19 protein-coding genes are annotated in these 17,664 nt (G+C 70.0%); 13 read left to right on the top strand and 6 right to left on the bottom strand.

The features are described from left to right. Positions 1 to 91: 91 nt before the first annotated feature. Positions 92 to 484, bottom strand: a complete 393-nt coding sequence (locus OG496_RS08845; protein WP_405970313.1) for a VOC family protein — start codon at positions 482 to 484, stop codon at positions 92 to 94. A gap of 76 nt (positions 485 to 560) precedes the next feature. On the opposite strand from OG496_RS08845, the gene OG496_RS08840 reads away from it, so the two are divergent. Continuing rightward, positions 561 to 1,100, top strand: a complete 540-nt coding sequence (locus OG496_RS08840; RefSeq protein WP_405970312.1) for a GNAT family N-acetyltransferase — start codon at positions 561 to 563, stop codon at positions 1,098 to 1,100. A gap of 21 nt (positions 1,101 to 1,121) precedes the next feature. Here the strand turns inward: OG496_RS08840 and OG496_RS08835 are convergent, their stop codons facing one another. Next, on the bottom strand, positions 1,122 to 1,805 hold the full coding sequence (locus OG496_RS08835) for a glycerophosphodiester phosphodiesterase (protein ID WP_405970311.1): 684 nt from the start codon (positions 1,803 to 1,805) through the stop codon (positions 1,122 to 1,124). A 416-nt stretch (positions 1,806 to 2,221) separates the two neighbouring features. Between OG496_RS08835 and OG496_RS08830 the strand changes: the two genes are divergently transcribed. From OG496_RS08830 to OG496_RS08810, 5 genes are all read left to right on the top strand, one after another. Continuing rightward, on the top strand, positions 2,222 to 3,619 hold the full coding sequence (locus tag OG496_RS08830) for a DUF6421 family protein (protein WP_405970310.1): 1,398 nt from the start codon (positions 2,222 to 2,224) through the stop codon (positions 3,617 to 3,619). A 38-nt stretch (positions 3,620 to 3,657) separates the two neighbouring features. Further along, positions 3,658 to 4,404, top strand: coding sequence for an SDR family NAD(P)-dependent oxidoreductase (locus tag OG496_RS08825; protein ID WP_399392540.1), 747 nt, complete (start codon positions 3,658 to 3,660; stop codon positions 4,402 to 4,404). Beyond that, a complete protein-coding gene (locus OG496_RS08820) occupies positions 4,401 to 5,471 on the top strand; it encodes a threonine aldolase family protein (RefSeq protein WP_405970309.1) in 1,071 nt (356 codons plus the stop codon). Before OG496_RS08825 ends, OG496_RS08820 begins: the two co-directional genes overlap by 4 nt. Positions 5,472 to 5,571: 100 nt before the next feature. Continuing rightward, the gene (locus OG496_RS08815; protein ID WP_366495317.1) at positions 5,572 to 6,144 is read left to right on the top strand and encodes a transglutaminase domain-containing protein; all 573 of its coding nucleotides are present in this window, start codon (positions 5,572 to 5,574) and stop codon (positions 6,142 to 6,144) included. A gap of 8 nt (positions 6,145 to 6,152) precedes the next feature. Then, on the top strand, positions 6,153 to 6,845 hold the full coding sequence (locus OG496_RS08810) for a B3/4 domain-containing protein (RefSeq protein ID WP_405970308.1): 693 nt from the start codon (positions 6,153 to 6,155) through the stop codon (positions 6,843 to 6,845). A 4-nt stretch (positions 6,846 to 6,849) separates the two neighbouring features. Here OG496_RS08810 and OG496_RS08805 read toward each other — a convergent pair whose 3' ends face one another. Both OG496_RS08805 and OG496_RS08800 read right to left on the bottom strand, forming a co-directional pair. Further along, positions 6,850 to 7,578, bottom strand: a complete 729-nt coding sequence (locus OG496_RS08805; protein ID WP_318014729.1) for a lysophospholipid acyltransferase family protein — start codon at positions 7,576 to 7,578, stop codon at positions 6,850 to 6,852. Between the two features lie 186 nt (positions 7,579 to 7,764). After that, a complete protein-coding gene (locus tag OG496_RS08800) occupies positions 7,765 to 8,181 on the bottom strand; it encodes a DUF4395 domain-containing protein (RefSeq protein ID WP_328684979.1) in 417 nt (138 codons plus the stop codon). Positions 8,182 to 8,256: 75 nt separating this feature from the next. Here OG496_RS08800 and OG496_RS08795 point away from each other — a divergent pair, with 75 nt between their 5' ends. From OG496_RS08795 to OG496_RS08780, 4 genes are all read left to right on the top strand, one after another. Further along, positions 8,257 to 8,670 carry a thioredoxin family protein gene (locus tag OG496_RS08795; protein WP_318014728.1) on the top strand — a complete coding sequence of 138 codons (414 nt, stop codon included), beginning with the start codon at positions 8,257 to 8,259 and terminating at the stop codon, positions 8,668 to 8,670. Between the two features lie 208 nt (positions 8,671 to 8,878). Further along, positions 8,879 to 9,394 carry a flavin reductase family protein gene (locus OG496_RS08790; protein WP_399392552.1) on the top strand — a complete coding sequence of 172 codons (516 nt, stop codon included), beginning with the start codon at positions 8,879 to 8,881 and terminating at the stop codon, positions 9,392 to 9,394. 243 nt (positions 9,395 to 9,637) lie between these two features. Further along, on the top strand, positions 9,638 to 10,426 hold the full coding sequence (locus OG496_RS08785) for an electron transfer flavoprotein subunit beta/FixA family protein (protein WP_266868343.1): 789 nt from the start codon (positions 9,638 to 9,640) through the stop codon (positions 10,424 to 10,426). Positions 10,427 to 10,535: 109 nt separating this feature from the next. Continuing rightward, positions 10,536 to 11,498, top strand: a complete 963-nt coding sequence (locus OG496_RS08780; RefSeq protein WP_366495311.1) for an electron transfer flavoprotein subunit alpha/FixB family protein — start codon at positions 10,536 to 10,538, stop codon at positions 11,496 to 11,498. A gap of 55 nt (positions 11,499 to 11,553) precedes the next feature. Here OG496_RS08780 and OG496_RS08775 read toward each other — a convergent pair whose 3' ends face one another. Then, positions 11,554 to 12,450 carry an endonuclease/exonuclease/phosphatase family protein gene (locus tag OG496_RS08775; protein ID WP_405970307.1) on the bottom strand — a complete coding sequence of 299 codons (897 nt, stop codon included), beginning with the start codon at positions 12,448 to 12,450 and terminating at the stop codon, positions 11,554 to 11,556. A 184-nt stretch (positions 12,451 to 12,634) separates the two neighbouring features. Between OG496_RS08775 and OG496_RS08770 the strand changes: the two genes are divergently transcribed. From OG496_RS08770 to OG496_RS08760, 3 genes are all read left to right on the top strand, one after another. Beyond that, positions 12,635 to 13,939 (top strand): DUF6986 family protein, encoded by a 1,305-nt coding sequence (locus OG496_RS08770; protein WP_405970306.1) that lies wholly within the window; start codon positions 12,635 to 12,637, stop codon positions 13,937 to 13,939. A 71-nt stretch (positions 13,940 to 14,010) separates the two neighbouring features. Continuing rightward, a complete protein-coding gene (locus tag OG496_RS08765; RefSeq protein ID WP_405970305.1) occupies positions 14,011 to 16,296 on the top strand; it encodes a protein kinase domain-containing protein in 2,286 nt (761 codons plus the stop codon). A gap of 56 nt (positions 16,297 to 16,352) precedes the next feature. Further along, the gene (locus tag OG496_RS08760) at positions 16,353 to 16,823 is read left to right on the top strand and encodes a hypothetical protein (protein WP_405970304.1); all 471 of its coding nucleotides are present in this window, start codon (positions 16,353 to 16,355) and stop codon (positions 16,821 to 16,823) included. A gap of 71 nt (positions 16,824 to 16,894) precedes the next feature. Here OG496_RS08760 and OG496_RS08755 read toward each other — a convergent pair whose 3' ends face one another. Next, on the bottom strand, positions 16,895 to 17,656 hold the full coding sequence (locus tag OG496_RS08755) for a hypothetical protein (protein ID WP_405970303.1): 762 nt from the start codon (positions 17,654 to 17,656) through the stop codon (positions 16,895 to 16,897). Positions 17,657 to 17,664: the final 8 nt, after the last annotated feature.

Here is a 17,664-nt window from a genome sequence, read left to right as displayed (position 1 = left end):
CCTTCCGCAGAAAGCTCCCCTCCCAGCACGCTAAGCCCGGGCAGCAGCCCCGGCCATCCGGCGTGGAAACGGCGCCGTGGTCGTCGTAGACCTACATCCCCGGCCGGTACCTCAGCGGATGATCAGCCGGTACCTCCACCAGTACGATCCGTGTCCCGTCCGGGTCCGAGATCCACATCTCCACCAGCCCCCAGGGCTCCTTCACCGGTGGCCGCACGATCTCGACCCCCTTCGCCCGCAGCTCCTCGTGCGCGGCGCCCGCGTCCGCGACCTGCAACCACAGCTGTACGGCGGGGGAGGGCGGGGTGTCGGAGCGGCCGGAGACCTCCAGGAAGCCGCCGCCGAGGAAGTAGACGGTTCCGCGTCCCGCACCTGTACCGAACTCTCGGTAGACGGGCAGGGCCAGCCGCTCGCCGTAGAAGGCGCGGGAGCGTTCGGGATCGGTGGGACGCAGCAGGATGCGGCTGCTCAGTACGTGCACCATGCGGCCGCAGCCTAGTCCCCGGGCCCGCGTTACCCTCGTCTCTGCCTGAGCCGCGCCCTGATCGGAGTTGTGCACCATGGACACCGCCGCCACCGGACTGACCTTCCGCGACGCCACCGATGCCGATGCGGAGGCCCTCGTCGTGCTGATCGAGTCGGCCTATCGGGGTGACGACAGCCGGGCCGGCTGGACCACCGAGGCGGACATCCTCGAAGGGCAGCGCACCGATCCCGAGGGCGTGCTGGCGGTCATCAAGTCGCCCGACAGCCGACTGCTCATCGTCGAGCGCGAGGGAAGCGTGGTCGCCTGTTGCCAGCTCGAACACCGGGGCGCGCACGCCTACTTCGGGATGTTCGCCGTCAGCCCGCAGCTCCAGGGGGGCGGCCTCGGCAAGGTCATCATCGCCGAGGCGGAGCGCACGGCCCGGGAGACCTGGGGTGTGCGGGAGATGCACATGACCGTGATCTCCGTACGGAACGACCTCATCGCCTGGTACGAGCGCCGCGGCTATCGCCGTACGGGCCGGATGACCCCGTTCCCGTACGGCGACGAGCGGTTCGGCATTCCGCAGCGCGACGACCTGCAGTTCGAGCTGCTGGTCAAGGAGCTCGCTTGATTCCTAAGGCCGTTCGGTCCGCTACGCCGTGAAGCGGCCCGTGCGTTTGATCTCCGGGTAGTCAGTGGTTGCGCCGTCCAGACCCAGGGCCCGTACGAGCCGCAGCTGGTCCTGTGTGTTCACCACCCAGCCGATGATCTTCAGGTCCGCCTTGCGGGCGGCCTCGACGACCTCCAGGGTCAGCCGGCGGATGTTGAGGCAGACCGTCTCGGCACCGGCCTCGGTGGCGCGTTCCACCACGTCGGGGCCGAAGCGGCTGGCGATCAGCGCGGTCCGTACGCCGGGCACCAGGCGGGCGATCTCGGCGATCGCCTCGTCGTGGAACGAGGACACCTCGACCCGCTCGATGAGGTTCCGCCGGTGCATGACCTCGGCCAGCGCCCGCGCCGCCGCCAGGTCCTTGATCTCGGCCTGGACCGGCGACTTGACCGCGTCCAGGACCTCTTCGAAGGTCGGGACGCGCTCGCCGCGGCCCGCGTCCAGGGTGCGCAGCTCGCCGAGGGTCCGCTCGGCGATCGGACCGGTCCCGTCGGTCGTACGGTCCACGTCGGCGTCGTGCATGACGACGAGGGCGCCGTCCTTGCTCAGATGCAGATCGAGTTCGATGACATCGAGGCCGGCCTGCTCGGCGGCGACGAAGGAACGGAGAGTGTTCTCGGGTTCGAGACCCATGACTCCGCGGTGACCGATGGTAAGGAAGTTCAAGGTTCAACTCGCTTCCGTCGACGGCGGCTCGGCACGCGCGCGTGGGCGCGGCCGGACACCGGCGTCCACGCGGCAGAGCCGCAGCCTAATGGCCGGGCCCGGCGATGTACCCGCGCTTACACGGGGGATTGGGGGTGACGGCCGGGGTGTATCTGGAGCGTACTGCGCGCCGCCGTCACTCTGCCGTGGGCGAGTCCGGCGGGCATTGACCGAAACCGGCCCTCGGTGGCCCTTGATCGCAGGCGCCGACCCGCCTACCCCGCCACAGCGGAAGTAATCGCCTTCTTTGTGTCCGGCAGGAAAAAGAGCGGTGACGAACGGGGGGTGCAGGATAATTTGCGGAGCCTTGCCTTGCTAGAGGAAACCCCGAACGCATACGGTGTCCATACGCGAGGTTCTCCCGTGGAGGATGGGACATGACGGAAATTCTTGTGCAGGTGGGTTTTGAGGAGCGGCTTCCTCCCGTGACCAGGGTGGTGGAGCATCCGGCATGGCCCGTGCTCAAGGACGCCGTGGAGCGGATCCGGCCATGGCAGTCGAAGGACGGCTCGATCGACTTCGACGCCGAGGGTGCCCCGGGCCGCACGGAGGCCGAGTCCGCCATGCGCCGCGTGACGGGCGCCGTCGAGGAGCTCTCCCCGCTGCTCCCGCACGACGCGGCCTATCACGCCGCACTGGTCAGGGATCTGGGGCAGTGGGCCTACGACGGTTTCCAGGTGCCCGACTTCCTCGACTCGCTGCTGGCCTTCCAGCCCGCCGCGAACCGCCGGGACGGACTCCAGCACCTGGTCGTCTTCCCGATGTACACGCAGAACGGCAACCCGGACCGCAACCTCGAAGCGGTCGTCCTGCGCATGGTCTGGCCCGACTGGCTGGCCGAGCTGGAGGCGACCCGCTACGACAACCCGCTGTTCTGCGGGATCACCTTCGAGGACTTCACCTCCGGCTACGACACCAACTCGGCCGTGCTCTTCCCGGAGACCATCGCCGTACGGCAGGCGCCGGAACGGTTCTCCTGGGGCGGCATCTTCTGCGACCGCGAGGCCGCCCGCTTCCGCCGGGTCACCGAGGCCGCCGTGGACATCCTGGGCATGCGACTGCCCGAGGACGTCGCCACGATGGTCGACGACCAGAAGCGTTGCGAGGATGCCTTCGTCCTGTGGGACATGGTCCACGACCGCACGCACAGCCACGGCGACCTGCCCTTCGACCCGTTCATGATCAAGCAGCGCCAGCCGTTCTGGATGTACGGCCTCGAAGAGCTGCGCTGCGACCTCACCGCCTTCAAGGAGGCCGTGAAGCTGGAGGCCGACGGCGTCCCGCAGGCGCGTGACGTGCAGTACGCGGTCCTCTGCGACCGCATGTTCCGCTTCCCGGTCACCGGCGAGCGCGTGCGCAACTACGACGGGCTCGGCGGCCAGCTCCTCTTCGCCTACCTGCACAAGCACGACGTCGTCCGCTGGACCGACAACAAGCTGCACATCGACTGGCAGCGTGCTCCCGAGGTCACCAACCAGCTGTGCGCCGAGATCGAGGACCTCTACCGCGCGGGCATCGACCGCCCCAAGCTCGTCCACTGGTTCAAGGCCTACGACCTGGTCGCGACCTATCTCGCCCCGCACCCGGGCTCCAAGTGGGCCAAGGGCCCCGACGCCCTGGACCTGACCCAGCCGCCGCGGAAACTCGTGGATGACGTGCTTCCGGACGAGTTTCCGCTGAGCATGTTCTATGAGGCACTCTCCAAGAAGCTCAAGAACGTGATCGCCTCGACCAAGGGCATCCGCGTGGAGAGCGCCGAGCAGGTCGCCGCGTGAGCGACCGCACGACAGAAGTGGCTCAGGAGGCGAGGACCATGGGGAACGGGGCGCTCAACGGCGCGGTGATCGCGGTGGCCGGAGCGGGCGGGCCCGCGGGCCGGGCCGTGCTGCTGCGGCTGGCCGAGGCCGGCGCGACCGTCGTCGGCGCGGACGCGCATCCCGAACGCCTGGCGGAGGCCGTGGACGCGGCCCGCTACGCGCACGGCGGCGCGACCGTCGTCGGGGACACCGTCGACCTGCTCGACCCGCAGGCGACCCGCGACTGGGCCGAGCACATCGAGAAGGACTTCGGCCGTGTCGACGGCCTGGTCCACCTCGTCGGCGGCTGGCGCGGCAGCGCGTCCTTCGCCGACACCGACCTCGCCGACTGGGACCTGCTGGAGAAGCTCCTCATCCGCACCGTCCAGCACACCTCCCTGGCCTTCTACGACGGCCTGGAGCGCAGCGACCGCGGGCGCTATCTGCTGATCAGCGCGGCGGGCGCGAGCAAGCCCACGGCCGGCAACGCGGCGTACTCCGCCTCGAAGGCCGCCGCCGAGGCGTGGACGCTCGCCATGGCCGACGGCTACCGCAAGGCCGGCGGCGAGGACGGGCCCAGCTCCGCGGCCGCGGTCATGGTGGTGAAGGCGCTCGTGCACGACGCGATGCGCGCCGAGCGACCCAACGCGAAGTTCGCGGGCTTCACCGACGTCAAGGACCTCGCCGAGGCCATCGTCGGCGTCTGGGACAAGCCCGCCACCGAAGTGAACGGAAACCGTCTGTGGCTGACCGAGAAGCCGTGAACCCTCCGAAGACCGACGCCCGTCGCCATCACGACCCGGAGATCCGCGGCTTCGCCAGCGACAACTACGCCGGCGCCCACCCCGAGGTGCTCGCCGCCCTCGCCCTCGCCAACGGCGGCCACCAGGTCGCCTACGGCGAGGACGACTACACCGACCACCTCCAGGGCATCATCCGCAGCCACTTCGGCGCCACGGCCGAGGCCTTTCCGGTCTTCAACGGCACCGGCGCGAACGTCGTCGCTCTCCAGGCGGTCACCGACCGCTGGGGCGCGGTCATCTGCGCCGAGAGCGCCCACATCAACGTCGACGAGGGCGGCGCCCCCGAACGCATGGGCGGCCTGAAACTCCTCACGGTGCCCACCCCCGACGGCAAGCTCACGCCCGAACTGATCGACCAGCAGGCCTACGGCTGGGACGACGAACATCGCGCGATGCCGCAGGTCGTCTCGATCACCCAGAGCACCGAACTCGGCACCCTCTACACCCCCGACGAGATCCGCGCGATCTGCGACCACGCCCACGCGCACGGCATGAAGGTCCACCTCGACGGCTCCCGCATAGCCAACGCGGCGGCCTCACTCGACGTCCCCATGCGGACGTTCACCAACGCGGTCGGCGTCGACATCCTCTCCCTGGGCGGGACGAAGAACGGCGCGATCTTCGGCGAGGCGGTCGTCGTCATCAACCAGGACGCCGTCAGCCACATGAAGCACCTGCGCAAGCTGTCCATGCAGCTCGCCTCCAAGATGCGCTTCGTCTCAGTGCAGTTGGAGGCGCTGCTCGCCAAGGACCTGTGGCTGCGCAACGCCCGCCACGCCAACGAGATGGCCCAGCGCCTCGCCGAGGGCGTCCGCGCGATACACGGCGTGGAGATCCTCTACCCGGTGCAGGCCAACGGCGTCTTCGCCCGCCTCCCGCACGACGTGAGCGAACGCCTTCAGAAGCGCTTCCGCTTCTACTTCTGGGACGAGTCCGCCGGCGACGTCCGCTGGATGTGCGGCTTCGACACGACCGAGGACGACGTGGACGCGTTCGTGGCGGCGCTCAAGGAGGAGATGGCCCGCTAGGCCCGACGTCGGCTCGGAGGCGGGTCGTGTTGTGCATAGATATGCAGTCACCTGAAAAGTCATTGACTCTCGGGTGATCGCTTTCCTATGCTCTGCAGCCATGGAGCTGATCCAGAACACCCCCGACCTGTCCGCCTACTTGGCCGCCGACGAGGCCATCGACCACGACCATCCCCTCGTACGGGAGACGGCCGCGCGGCTGGCCAGAAGTGCCGCCGACTCGTATGGCTATGCACGGCTGGCGTTCGAGTTCGTACGGGACGGCATTCCCCACTCGCAGGACTCCGGCGACCCGCGCGTCACCTGGCGGGCCTCCGACGTCCTGGAGCAGGGCACCGGCATCTGCTACGCCAAGGCGCACGCGCTGGCCGCGCTGCTGCGCGCCGAGGACATTCCTACGGCGCTCTGCTACCAGAAGTTCGACGTGGTGCACGGGCTGGTCGCCGTGCGCTTCAACGGGGCCTGGCATCGGCAGGATCCGCGCGGCAACAAGCCGGGCGTGGACGCCCAGTTCTCGCTCGACGGGGAGCGGCTGGCCTTCGTACCCGATCCCGAGTTCAATGAGCTGGACTATCCGGTCCTGTACGCTGAACCGCACCCGGTCGTGCTGAGCGCTCTCAAGACCGCCCCCGACCGGGAGCACCTGTGGCAGACGCTCCCGACCGCACTCTGAGGCAAGTCATGACGCTCACGCTCACCGTGTCCGACGAAGTCCGCGCTCTCGCGCCCGGGTTCACCCATGTCGCGATCGAGGCGACTGGACTGGTCAACGGGCCGAGCACCGAAGCGAGTTCGGCGCTCCTCGACGACGCGGCCCGCCGTCTCGCCGTACGACTGGACGGGCGTGCCCCGCACGAGGATCCGCACATGGTGGCCTGGCGGGAGGTGTACACGGCGTTCGGGTCGAAGCCGTCGCGGACGCGCAACTCGGCGGAGGCGCTGGCCAAGAGGGCGCTTTCCGAGGGCGGGTTGCCCCGGATCAATGTGCTGGTCGACCTCTACAACGCCATCAGCGTCGCCCACTTGATCCCTGTGGGCGGTGAGGACACCGACCGCATCCAGGGTGCGATGACCCTCCAACGGGCCGTCGGGGACGAGGAGTTCGTGACCGTCGCGGGCGGTGAGGAGGTCGTCGAACATCCCGACGCGGGCGAGGTGGTGTGGTGTGACGCGGCCGGTGTCACGTGCCGCCGCTGGAACTGGCGGCAGGGGCCGCGCGCCAGGCTCACGGAGGAAACGACCTCCGCCGTCTTCCTGTTGGAGAGTCTGGCGCCGATGCCCGTCGCCGAGGTCGAGCGCGCGGGCGCCGAACTGGCCGAGCTGCTGGAGAAGTTCAGCCCCGGGGCGCGGATCACCGTCCACGCCCCGGCGTGACGATTCAGCGAGCCTCGGCCGCCTTGACCTCTTCCGGGGTCGGGGCCGTGCCGCCGAGATGGGCCGGCATCCACCAGGTGTCGTCCGGGCCGTTGGGCCGTACCGGATAGGCGCGTTGGGCGGCTTCGAGGAGTTCCTGGATGCGCTCGCGCAGGCGGCGGGTGATCGCGCCCGCGTACTGGTCCTGCGGGGCCTCCACCGGCTCGCCGACCCGGATCGTGATCGGGGTGTGGCTGCGCTTGAAGTTCTTCGGGTGGCCCTTGGTCCACAGGCGCTGGGTACCCCACAGCGCCATCGGGATCAGCGGGACGCCGGCCTCCTGGGCCATGCGTGCGGCACCGGACTTGAAGCTCTTCAGGGTGAAGGACTGGGAGATCGTCGCCTCGGGGAAGACGCCGACGATCTCACCGGACCGCAGCGAATCCAGTGCGTGCTGGTAGGCCGTCTCGCCCTGCTTGCGGTCCACCGGGATGTGCTTCATGCCGCGCATCAGCGGACCGGAGATCTTGTGCCGGAACACCGACTCCTTCGCCATGAAGCGCACGAGGCGCTTCTGCGGCAGGGCGGCCAGGCCGTCGAAGATGAAGTCCAGGTAGCTGATGTGGTTGCTGACCAGCACAGCGCCGCCCGAGCGCGGAATGTTCTCCGACCCCTTGCAGTCGATCTTGAGGTCCCATGCCTTGAACAGCGTTTGGGCGAGACCGATGACGGGGCGGTAGACAAGCTCAGCCATGGACGGGGTGGACCCTTCTCTCTGCCTGGAAGGGGTTCTCCGGGCGGGAAAGTTACGCAGCCGTAGGTTTACGGCATTGCGCAGATCGTGCCCCAAGAACGTACGACTGGCCAGTCCTCGTGCCGCAGAACGGCGAGATCCTCGTCACGTCCATCGCTTGATCCACCTCGGCCTTTTAACTTTCCTTTACTGTGCGCGAACTGTCACTCGACGCACGAGCAGGTACATCTCGCACCCCAGGCAGTACCCGAACGCGGCATTGAGGAACGCGGCCGCCAGCGCGGCCCCGGTGGCCGCCAGCCCGAGCCAGTCGGGACCCAGGCCGAAACCGACCAGTCCCACCCCGGCGAAGACCAGCCCGACCGCCTGGGCGAACCGCGGCGGCTCCGGCGACTCGAACTCGGTCGGCGGCCCGATCCGCGGCCGTACGGCCTTCCGGAACAGCCAGCCGTACGGCGAACGGCCCACGCCGCCCGCCGCGCCCAGCGCGAACGCCAGGGTCTGCCAGGCCAGCAGCCAGAAGCTGCCGGTGATCAGCACGACCGCCAGTACCACGGTCGTCAGGGCCGCCCCGAAGCGCGGTCCTCTTACGTCGATGTCCATGAATCAAGGATTCCGCAAGGGGAAGGATTCGTGGTGCCGGGAATCTTTGCAGTCTCGTGAACGCTGGAAGGGTCGATGAGCGGACTTGTGGTGTGCGTGGTGGTGCTCGCGGCGGCGAGCGCCTACGGAGTGCTGCATCGGCGGCGGAGCGGGAGAGTGCGCGTGCGTGGGCGCGACGGCGGAAAACGGCTCGGCGCCGCCGAGCTGGGCGGCGACCTCGGCGAGAAGGCCACCCTGGTGCAGTTCTCCAGTGCCTTCTGCGCGCCCTGCCGGGCCACGCGCCGGGTGCTGGGCGAGGTGGCCGGCATGGTCCCCGGCGTGAGCCACATCGAGATCGACGCCGAGGACCATCTGGACCTCGTACGCGAACTCGACATCCTGAAGACCCCCACCGTGCTGGTTCTCGACGCCGACGGGCGGGTCGTACGGCGTGCCACCGGCCTCCCCCGCAAGGCGGATGTCATCGCGGCTCTGGGGGAGGCGGTCTGACGGTCGTGAGGACGACGGTGAGTCATCTCCCATATGTCGGAACGTACTTGACTGTGCGCACCACCTATCGTCAGCCTGACTGTATGCCTTCGGAACTCCTTCTCTACGGGCGGGTGCACGTCGACCTGGCCCGCACCGCGAGCGCGCGCTGTCCGGGCTGTTGAGCAGCCACGGACCCAGCTCGTCCCCTCCGCAGAAGGACACGTCCATGACGGCCACGCCCGACCTCGGCACCCGTACTCCTCAGCACGCCTCTCCCGACCTGCTGCGTTCCGTCTTCAGGCAGCACGCGGCCGGTGTGGCGGTGATCACCGCGCGCGGTGAGAACGGCCCGGTCGGCTTCACCGCCACCTCGCTCAGCTCCGTCTCCGCGCAGCCGCCGATGCTGTCCTTCGGGATCAGCACCGGTGCGTCCAGCTGGCCCGCGATATCCGGGGCCGACCATGTCGGCGTCCACATACTCGGCGAGCACCAGGAGCAGTTGGCCGCCACCTTTGCCCGCAGCGGCGCCGACCGGTTCGGGACGCCCACCGTCTGGCGCGAGGGCCCCGAGGGCGTCCCGGTCCTCGACGGTGTGCTCGCCTGGCTGGTGTGCCGGGTCGTCGCGCGCGTGCCCGCGGGGGACCACCGCATCGTGCTGGCCGAGGTCGTCCTCGGCGACCACGCGGGCTCCGGCCGCCCGCTCCTCTATCACCAGGGGCGCTTCAACGGGCTGCGTGACTGAGGCCACTCCGGGTGGGTGACGGGCCACCCTGCGGAAGCGTCGAGTTCCGATTACGCTGCGTTGCACAGGTCACAGTTCAAAGCGCTTGCTTAGCGGGCACCCCCTGGGGGAGCGTAGGAGTGCGTACTGGCGAGTAATATTTCGCTCGGAGCACCGGTCGCCCCCACCGGGAACGGCCGTTCAGGGCGCCTATGCTGCCTGGAAGTAGGCAGCCGAAAATGACGATGCAGTAGGAGAGCCGGCGTGAGCTTGAGGATCGTTGTCACTGTGAAGTACGTGCCCGACGCCACTGGCGACCGGCACTTCGCCGATGACCTGACCGTCGACCGGGACGACGTGGACGGTCTGCTCTCCGAGCTCGACGAGTACGCGGTCGAGCAGGCGCTGCAGATCTCCGAGAACTCGGACGACGACGTGGAGATCACCGTCCTGACCGTGGGCCCGGAGGACGCCAAGGACGCCCTGCGCAAGGCGCTGTCCATGGGTGCCGACAAGGCGATCCACGTCGAGGACGACGACCTGCACGGCACCGACGCCATCGGCACCTCCCTGGTGCTCGCCAAGGCGATCGAGAAGGCCGGCTTCGACCTGGTCGTCTCCGGTATGGCGTCGACCGACGGCACCGCCGGTGTGATCCCCGCCCTGCTGGCCGAGCGCCTGGGCGTCCCGCAGGTCACGCTGCTCTCCGAGGTCTCCGTGGCGGACGGCGTCGTCAAGGGCCGCCGTGACGGCGACACCGCCTCCGAGCAGCTGGAGGCCTCCCTGCCGGCCGTCGTGTCGGTCACCGACCAGTCGGGCGAGGCGCGTTACCCGTCCTTCAAGGGCATCATGGCCGCCAAGAAGAAGCCGGTTCAGGCCTGGGACCTCTCCGACCTGGAGATCGACACCGACGAGGTCGGCCTCGAAGGCGCCTGGACCGCCGTCGACTCCGCGGCCCAGCGCCCCGCGCGCACCGCCGGCACGATCGTCAAGGACGAGGGCGAGGGCGGCAAGCAGCTCGCCGAGTTCCTCGCGGGCCAGAAGTTCATCTGAGCGGCACCGGGGGAGTGCAGGCACGCCCCCGGTGCCGCTCGCCCCAAGGCTCAAGGCCCAACTCGCTTACCGCCCCTCAGACTTCGCACGCACGCAGGAGACCATTCCCATGGCTGAAGTTCTCGTCTACGTCGACCACGTGGACGGCGCCGTCCGCAAGCCCACCCTGGAGCTGCTGACCCTGGCCCGCCGTATCGGCGAGCCCGTCGCGGTCGCCCTCGGCGCGGGTGCCGAGAACACCGCCGCCGCGCTCGCCGAGCACGGCGCGGTGAAGGTCCTCACCCACGACGCCGCCGAGTACGCCGACTACCTCGTCGTACCGAAGGTGGACGCCCTCCAGGCCGCCTACGAGGCCGTCTCCCCGGCCGCCGTCCTGGTGCCGTCCTCCGCCGAGGGCAAGGAGATCGCCGCCCGCCTCGCGGTGCGCATCGGCTCCGGCATCATCACCGACGCCACCGACCTGGAGGCCGGTGACGAGGGCCCGGTCGCGACGCAGTCGGTGTTCGCCGCCTCCTTCACCACCAAGACCCGTGTCTCCAAGGGCACCCCGGTCATCACCGTGAAGCCGAACTCGGCCGCCGTGGAGGCCGCCCCGGCCGCCGGCACCGTCGAGGCCCTCGCGGTCACCTTCTCCGACAAGGCCACCGGCACCAAGGTCACCGCGCGCACCCCGCGCGCATCGACCGGCCGCCCGGAGCTGACCGAGGCCGCGATCGTCGTCTCCGGCGGCCGCGGGGTGAACGGCGCGGACAACTTCGCGATCATCGAGGCCCTCGCCGACTCCCTCGGCGCGGCCGTCGGCGCCTCCCGCGCCGCCGTGGACGCCGGCTGGTACCCGCACTCCAACCAGGTCGGCCAGACCGGCAAGAGCGTCTCCCCGCAGCTCTACATCGCCAACGGCATCTCCGGCGCGATCCAGCACCGCGCGGGCATGCAGACCTCGAAGACGATCGTCGCCGTCAACAAGGACGCCGAGGCCCCGATCTTCGACCTCGTCGACTACGGCGTCGTCGGCGACCTCTTCGACGTCGTCCCGCAGCTCACCGAAGAGGTCAACTCCCGCAAGGGCTGATGCTTTTGAGGTTGTACGAGGCTCCCGTGACCCATGTGGTCGCGGGAGCCTTCGTTCATCCCAGGGTGATGGTCGACTGCACGGGCAGGTGATCGCTCGGGAACTGGCTGTTCTCGGAGAAGGTGTTGAGAGCCGTCCGGCGCACGGTGACTCCCGGGGAGACCAGGATCCAGTCGATGCGGGGACCTTCCGGCACGAGCGCGCGGTAGCCGTGGAAGCTGCCGTAGAGCTGCCCGCGCGCGGCCGCCGCGTCCCAGGTGTCCCTGAGGCCCGGGCCGGCGCCCAGCATCGTGGAGTAGACCGAGGTGGTGTACGCGGCGGTGTTGAAGTCGCCGGTCACCACGAGCGGCAGGGAGCCGTCCAGGTGGGCGAGGCGTTCGGCGATGAGCGAGGCGGCACGCTCGCGTGCGTACTGACTCGCGTTGTCCAGATGGGTGTTGAGGACGTAGAACTCCCGTCCGTCGTCCCCGAGATCGCGGAAACGGATCCAGGTGGCGATGCGCGGGTGGGCGGCGCCCCAGGTGTTCGACCCGATCACGGCGGGCGTGTCGGAGAGCCAGAACTGGTCGTACTCGACGGGGGCGAGGCGGCGGGTGTCGTAGAAGATCGCCGTCTCCTCGTCGAAGCTGCCGCCCTTGCGACCGCCGCCGATCCAGTCGTAGTGCGGGAGGTCCTGCCTGATGTCCTGGAGCTGCGCGTAGAGGCCCTCCTGGGTGCCGATGATGTCGGGGGCCGCGCGGAGCAGCAGGTCGCGCATCACCGGGCGGCGGACCTTCCAGCTGTTGGGTTCGGTGGTGTCGGCGTAGCGCAGGTTGAACGTCATGACGTCCAGCAGGCGGATCTCCTTCCGGACGGTGCCGGAGCGTACGGTTCCGATCAGTGGCAGGGCGATGGCGGCCGCCACCAGCGTGCTCAGCCCCGCGCGGCGGGTGACCGTCATGACAGTCGACATGTGCGTCCCCTCCCCTTGGGAGTCAGGATGAAGGGGCGAGGCGCTGGACGGAAGAGGGCCCGGGGACAGCAGTGAACACGGCGGGTTCACGGCGTGGACAGGGTGTTGACCGGCGGGAAGCTCCATGGATAACTTCGCTCTACGGATTGTTGATTCCGTAGTGCGGAAAACTGGAGGGTGTGGGATGGGTCAGGGCGAGCAGGAGAAGGTGGCGACGAGCCTAGGGGGCGCGGTCAGCGAGGAGATCAGCGCTTCCCTGGTACCGGTCGACGCCGAACTGGAACGCCGCTACCCCGGCGACCCCGGCACCCGCCAGCCCGTCCACACGGTCTACGTCCCCGGTGACGTCTTCGCCGCCGACACGATCCGCACCTGGGGCGACCGGGCACTGGCCGCCCTCGACGAGCATGCCCCCGACGCGGCCTCCTTCGCCGCCGTCCTCGGCCTCTCCGACGACCTCGCGGAGCCCGTCCACGCGCGCGTGCGGGCCAAGTTGGAGCGCGAGCCCATCGAGGACCTGCGCGTCGACTTCGAGGACGGCTACGGCCCCCGCCCCGACGCCGAGGAGGACGAGGCCGCCGCCCGCGCGGCCCGCCTGATCGCCGAGGCGTACGAGAACGGCACGGCGGCGCCGTACATGGGCATCCGTATGAAGTGCATGGAGGCGCCGGTACGCGACCGGGGCATCCGCACCCTCGACATCTTCCTGACCGGGCTCATGGAGGCCGGAGGGCTGCCGGACGGCCTGGTCCTGACACTCCCCAAGGTCACGTACGCCGAGCAGGTCACCGCGATGGTGCGCCTCCTGGAGGCCTTCGAGAAGGCGCGCGGGCTGGAGCCGGGCCGGATCGGCTTCGAGATCCAGATCGAGACCAGCCAGTCCATCCTCGCCACCGACGGCACCGCCACCGTCGCCCGCATGATCCAGGCCGCCGAGGGCCGCGCCACCGGCCTGCACTACGGCACCTTCGACTACAGCGCCTGCCTCGGCGTCTCCGCCGCCTACCAGGCCAGCGACCACCCGGCCGCCGACCACGCCAAAGCGATCATGCAGGTCGCCGCGGCGGGGACGGGCGTACGTGTCTCGGACGGCTCGACGAACGTGCTGCCGGTGGGCCCGACGGCGAAGGTCCACGACGCCTGGCGCCTGCACTACGGCCTCACCCGGAGGGCGTTGTCCCGCGCGTACTACCAGGGCTGGGACATGCACCCCGGCCACATCCCCACCCGCTACGCGGCCGTCTTCGCCTTCTACCGCGAGGGCTTCGAACAGGCCGCCGCGCGCCTCGCCCGCTACGCCAGCCACGCCGGCGGCGACGTCATGGACGAGCCCGCCACCGCCAAGGCCCTCAGCGGCTACCTGCTACGCGGCCTGGACTGCGGCGCGCTCGACATCGCCGAGGTGGCCAGGGCGACCGGGCTGACCCGGATGGACCTGGAGGGCTTCGCGTCGCCCCGGCGGGGCGACCTCACGGCGTCCGCCAAGTAGCGGACCTGTCACAGGTGTTGGCGCCGACTTCTGTTGTCACTGCCGCCCCGTAGGCTGTACGGCGTTCATGGATGTGCCACAGGGACGGAGCGGCGGTGCCTTCGGGGGAGAGCGGACGCGTGGACGGGGTCGACCGGTTGCTGGCCGGGCGCTATCACGTCGTGGCGCGACTCGGGCGCGGTGGCATGGGCGTGGTCTGGCGGGCCGTGGACGAGGTCCTCGGCCGTGAGGTCGCCGTCAAGGAACTGCGCACCTTCACCGACGCCCACGGCCCCGAACTGGCCGACCTGCGCCTGCGGATGCAGCGCGAGGCACGGGCGGCCGCGCGGGTCCGCCATCCCGGCGTGGTCGCCGTGCACGATATCGCCGAGGTCGACGGACGCCCGCTGATCGTCATGGAGTTGATCGACGGCCCGTCCCTGGACGACGTGTTGGGCGAGCGCGGCCCGATCGACCCGCGAGAGGCGGCCGGGATCGGCGCGAAGGTGATGGAGGCGCTGGCCGCGGCGCACGCCGTGGGCGTCCTCCATCGTGATGTGAAGCCGGGCAACATCCTTCTGGACCGCTCGGGCCGCGTCGTCCTCACGGACTTCGGCATCGCGACGATGGACGATCCGGGCGACGGCTCCGCCACGCACCTCACGCGCAGCGGCGAACTCATCGGCTCCCTGGACTACTTGGCCCCCGAACGCGCCCAGGGCGCCGACCCCGGCCCGGCGTCCGACGTCTGGGCCCTGGGCGCCACGCTGTACGCGGCGGTCGAGGGCACGTCCCCGTTCCGCCGCACGTCCACGTACTCCACCCTCACGGCGATCGTCTCCGAGCCTCTGCCGGAACCCCGGCGGGCGGGTCGACTTGGGCCGGTTCTGCGGCAACTGATGGAGAAGCGGGCCGAGTTGCGGCCCGGGGCGGATGTGGCGCGGGGGTTGCTGGAGGAGGTTGCGGGGGCGCCGGGGGTGGATTTGCCTACGGCCGTGCTGCGGGGGACCGGGGGCGGGGTTCCTGCGGTGCCGCCGGGGTTCGGAGCGGTGGGGGCGCGGGGGAGTGCGGGGGCGGGAGCGGGGGTTCCGGAACCGGAGGAGTCAACGGAGGCGCGGGCGGCGGGTGTTGGGGCTTCAGGGGCGGACCGGGGTGGTGCCGATCTCGATACCGGGGCTGGGGTCCGGGAAGCGGATGCAGCTGAGCCGACGGAGAGCGGGCAGGGTCTCGGAGCTGTGCAGCATGCGGCTCCAACCGGGCAAGGGTTCGGCGCGGACGAGCCGGCCGGAGGCAGTGGGCCGGGGGCGGGGGCCGGCGGTTCGCCTGAGGAAGCGGGACCGGAGACGGCCGGGGTCGACGCCTCGGGGCGGTCCGGATCGGGAGGGCCAACATCCGGGTCGGTAAGGCGACTTGGAGCATCCGCGTCCGGGGAAGGTGCGGCAGGCCTGCCCGGACCAGAAGGAGCAACACCTTGGTCTCCGCGGCCACTTGAGGCATCGACGTACAGGTCTGCTGCGGCCGGACCCTACGGATCAGGGGACCAGGACCCCGGCCCCGGTTTCTCGGAGCGGCCCTCATCGGACACCCTTCCGCCCACTTCCCCTTCCCCTCCCACATCCGTACCCCAAGGCTTCGGCCCGCCCCTGGCCTTCGTAGCCTCTGCACCTCAGCCGTCCCCACCGACCGGGCCCATGGCCGGCCCAACCACGCCCCGCCGCAAGGCCCGCATCCTGATGGCCGCCGCTGTCGTGGCCGCCGTCCTCGCCGGTGCCGGAGTCGTCGTCGCCCGTATGGCCAACTCCGGGGACACCACGGTCACATCGCAACCCAGCGACTCACCGCCGGCCGGTGCCGGTGTCGGCCCCGCCTCGCCCACCGGACGTACGGACGCCCACCGCTCGGCCGGCCCCAAGCCCACCGGGCAGGGCGACGACGGGACCCAGGCGCCGACAGAGCAGCACACCGGCAAGGGGAAGAGCACGGCGCCGGGGCAGGCTCCCACCGCCGCCCCGAGCAAGTCCACGTCCTCCGGTGGCGGAAGCACTGGCGGCAGCGCCCCCACGACGGGCGGAGCCAGCCCCAGCTCCAGCCCCGTCTCCGCCTGCCAGTCCATCGGCGGCGGCAAGTACAACTGCCAGGTGTGGCGCAGCGCCAAGTCCTACACCGCGTCCGGCACCGAAGTCGGCGTCCTCGGCGCGGGTACCAACTATTTCTTCTGCCAGGAGAACCTGGGCCGCCGCGAGACGTACGGCCAGTGGACCAACACCTGGTGGGCCAGGACGGACGACGACAGCGGCAACACCAACGTCTATGTCAGCGACGTCTACCTCAAGGGCGGGGACAACGACGAGCCGGTGCCGGGTCTCCCGGTCTGTTGAAGTCCCCCTCCCGGAACTGTCGGAGTTCCCGGAATCGATCGCATGAGGTGACGGTGGTGGTCAACGTCCCGTCCGCGGGCGCGGATCGGCAGAAGCAAGGCACCATCGTCGTGTCCAGGGCACCGGACGGTGGCCGTGATCAGTTCCGGCGCTACAAGGTGTTCATCGACGACACCCAGATCGGCCTCATCGGCCGCGGACAGACCTTGCGCTTCGACCTGCCGACCGGACCTCATCGGCTGCAACTGAGGATCGCCTGGTGCTCCAGCCCGACCCTGACAGCCATGGTGGAACCGGGGGAGGCGACTTCCTTCCGTTGCGCCCCCGGTGGTGAGCCGGCTGAGGCGCTGAGTGCCGTGACCGTGGGCGCAGCCGACTACATCGCGCTCCAGCAGACCGACGAGCCGATGGAGGTGTCCCGGGCTCCCCGGAACGGAATGCCCCGCTTCCGCCTGGCGACATCGCTGGCTTTCCTCGGTGGCTGCCTCGTCCTCATAGGGGCCTGGATCTGGCACTGGGCCGGCTGAAGAACGCGGCCCCGCCGACGCGACCTCACGCATGCATTACCGACGACGTGCACGAGGTACTCAGTCGTCGCTCACCGTTCCAGGCCCGACGCCGTCACCAGCCCCTCCTCCCGGAACAGCCTCGTACCCCGCTCGCACAACTCCCGGTCCCCGCGCGCCCGCTCGCAGAACTCCTCCGGAGTCCGCCCGAACAACGCCCTCAACTCCCGTGACCCGCTGAGCAGTTCGGTGAGCAGCGCCCGCTCGCCCGGATGTCTGCGCGGCACCCCCGTGCCGTCATGCAGCACCCCGTGCCGGTTGACGTAGACGTACACGCCCCGCAACAACTCGCCTGAGCCCAGCTCGACATGGCATTCGGACTCGGGCAGCCACGTCCGGTCGTACGCCCCCTCACTCGCGTCCACCACCGCGAGCTGCCGCGTGTCAAACCACGTCACGAACAACTCCCGTACGACGTCCGGTGCCTTGACCGGCGAAGCCGACACATATCCGACCCGGCTCACATGCGCGGAGACGCCGACCTCGACGCCCGTGACCCGTACCTTCAGCATCGGGATGGGGGAGTCGATCCCGAACTCCGCCATCTTGTGGCGCAGTTGGCCCGGGCAGGCGTTGGAGCCGATGGCGAGGACCGGGGTGCGGTCCTCGTACGTGGCGCGGTCGTCGAGGGGCAACAGCCGGTCCCCGACGAGGAGTCCGGACTCGGCAGGCCACGCGCCCGGGTAGGTGAGGGGATCCTCGCGCGGCGCCCGAGCCAGCCCCAGCGCCTCCAACGTCCGGTCCACGCCGTCGTCCACGCCGTCGTCCACGTGGTCGACCGCACGCTCACTCACGCCGTCGT

This window comes from Streptomyces sp. NBC_00988 (assembly GCF_045162645.1).
Classification (GTDB): Bacteria; Actinomycetota; Actinomycetes; order Streptomycetales; family Streptomycetaceae; genus Streptomyces.
The sequence above is the reverse complement of the archived record's forward strand: the minus strand, read 5'-3'. Positions and strand labels throughout refer to the sequence as shown.

Coding starts and splice junctions, on each gene's coding strand:
- OG496_RS08845 (WP_405970313.1), bottom strand. CDS start 484: ATGGTGCACGTACTGAGCAGCCGCATCCTGCTGCGTCCCACCGATCCC.
- OG496_RS08840 (WP_405970312.1), top strand. CDS start 561: ATGGACACCGCCGCCACCGGACTGACCTTCCGCGACGCCACCGATGCC.
- OG496_RS08830 (WP_405970310.1), top strand. CDS start 2,222: ATGACGGAAATTCTTGTGCAGGTGGGTTTTGAGGAGCGGCTTCCTCCC.
- OG496_RS08825 (WP_399392540.1), top strand. CDS start 3,658: ATGGGGAACGGGGCGCTCAACGGCGCGGTGATCGCGGTGGCCGGAGCG.
- OG496_RS08815 (WP_366495317.1), top strand. CDS start 5,572: ATGGAGCTGATCCAGAACACCCCCGACCTGTCCGCCTACTTGGCCGCC.
- OG496_RS08810 (WP_405970308.1), top strand. CDS start 6,153: ATGACGCTCACGCTCACCGTGTCCGACGAAGTCCGCGCTCTCGCGCCC.
- OG496_RS08805 (WP_318014729.1), bottom strand. CDS start 7,578: ATGGCTGAGCTTGTCTACCGCCCCGTCATCGGTCTCGCCCAAACGCTG.
- OG496_RS08800 (WP_328684979.1), bottom strand. CDS start 8,181: ATGGACATCGACGTAAGAGGACCGCGCTTCGGGGCGGCCCTGACGACC.
- OG496_RS08795 (WP_318014728.1), top strand. CDS start 8,257: ATGAGCGGACTTGTGGTGTGCGTGGTGGTGCTCGCGGCGGCGAGCGCC.
- OG496_RS08790 (WP_399392552.1), top strand. CDS start 8,879: ATGACGGCCACGCCCGACCTCGGCACCCGTACTCCTCAGCACGCCTCT.
- OG496_RS08780 (WP_366495311.1), top strand. CDS start 10,536: ATGGCTGAAGTTCTCGTCTACGTCGACCACGTGGACGGCGCCGTCCGC.
- OG496_RS08775 (WP_405970307.1), bottom strand. CDS start 12,450: ATGTCGACTGTCATGACGGTCACCCGCCGCGCGGGGCTGAGCACGCTG.
- OG496_RS08770 (WP_405970306.1), top strand. CDS start 12,635: ATGGGTCAGGGCGAGCAGGAGAAGGTGGCGACGAGCCTAGGGGGCGCG.
- OG496_RS08765 (WP_405970305.1), top strand. CDS start 14,011: ATGTGCCACAGGGACGGAGCGGCGGTGCCTTCGGGGGAGAGCGGACGC.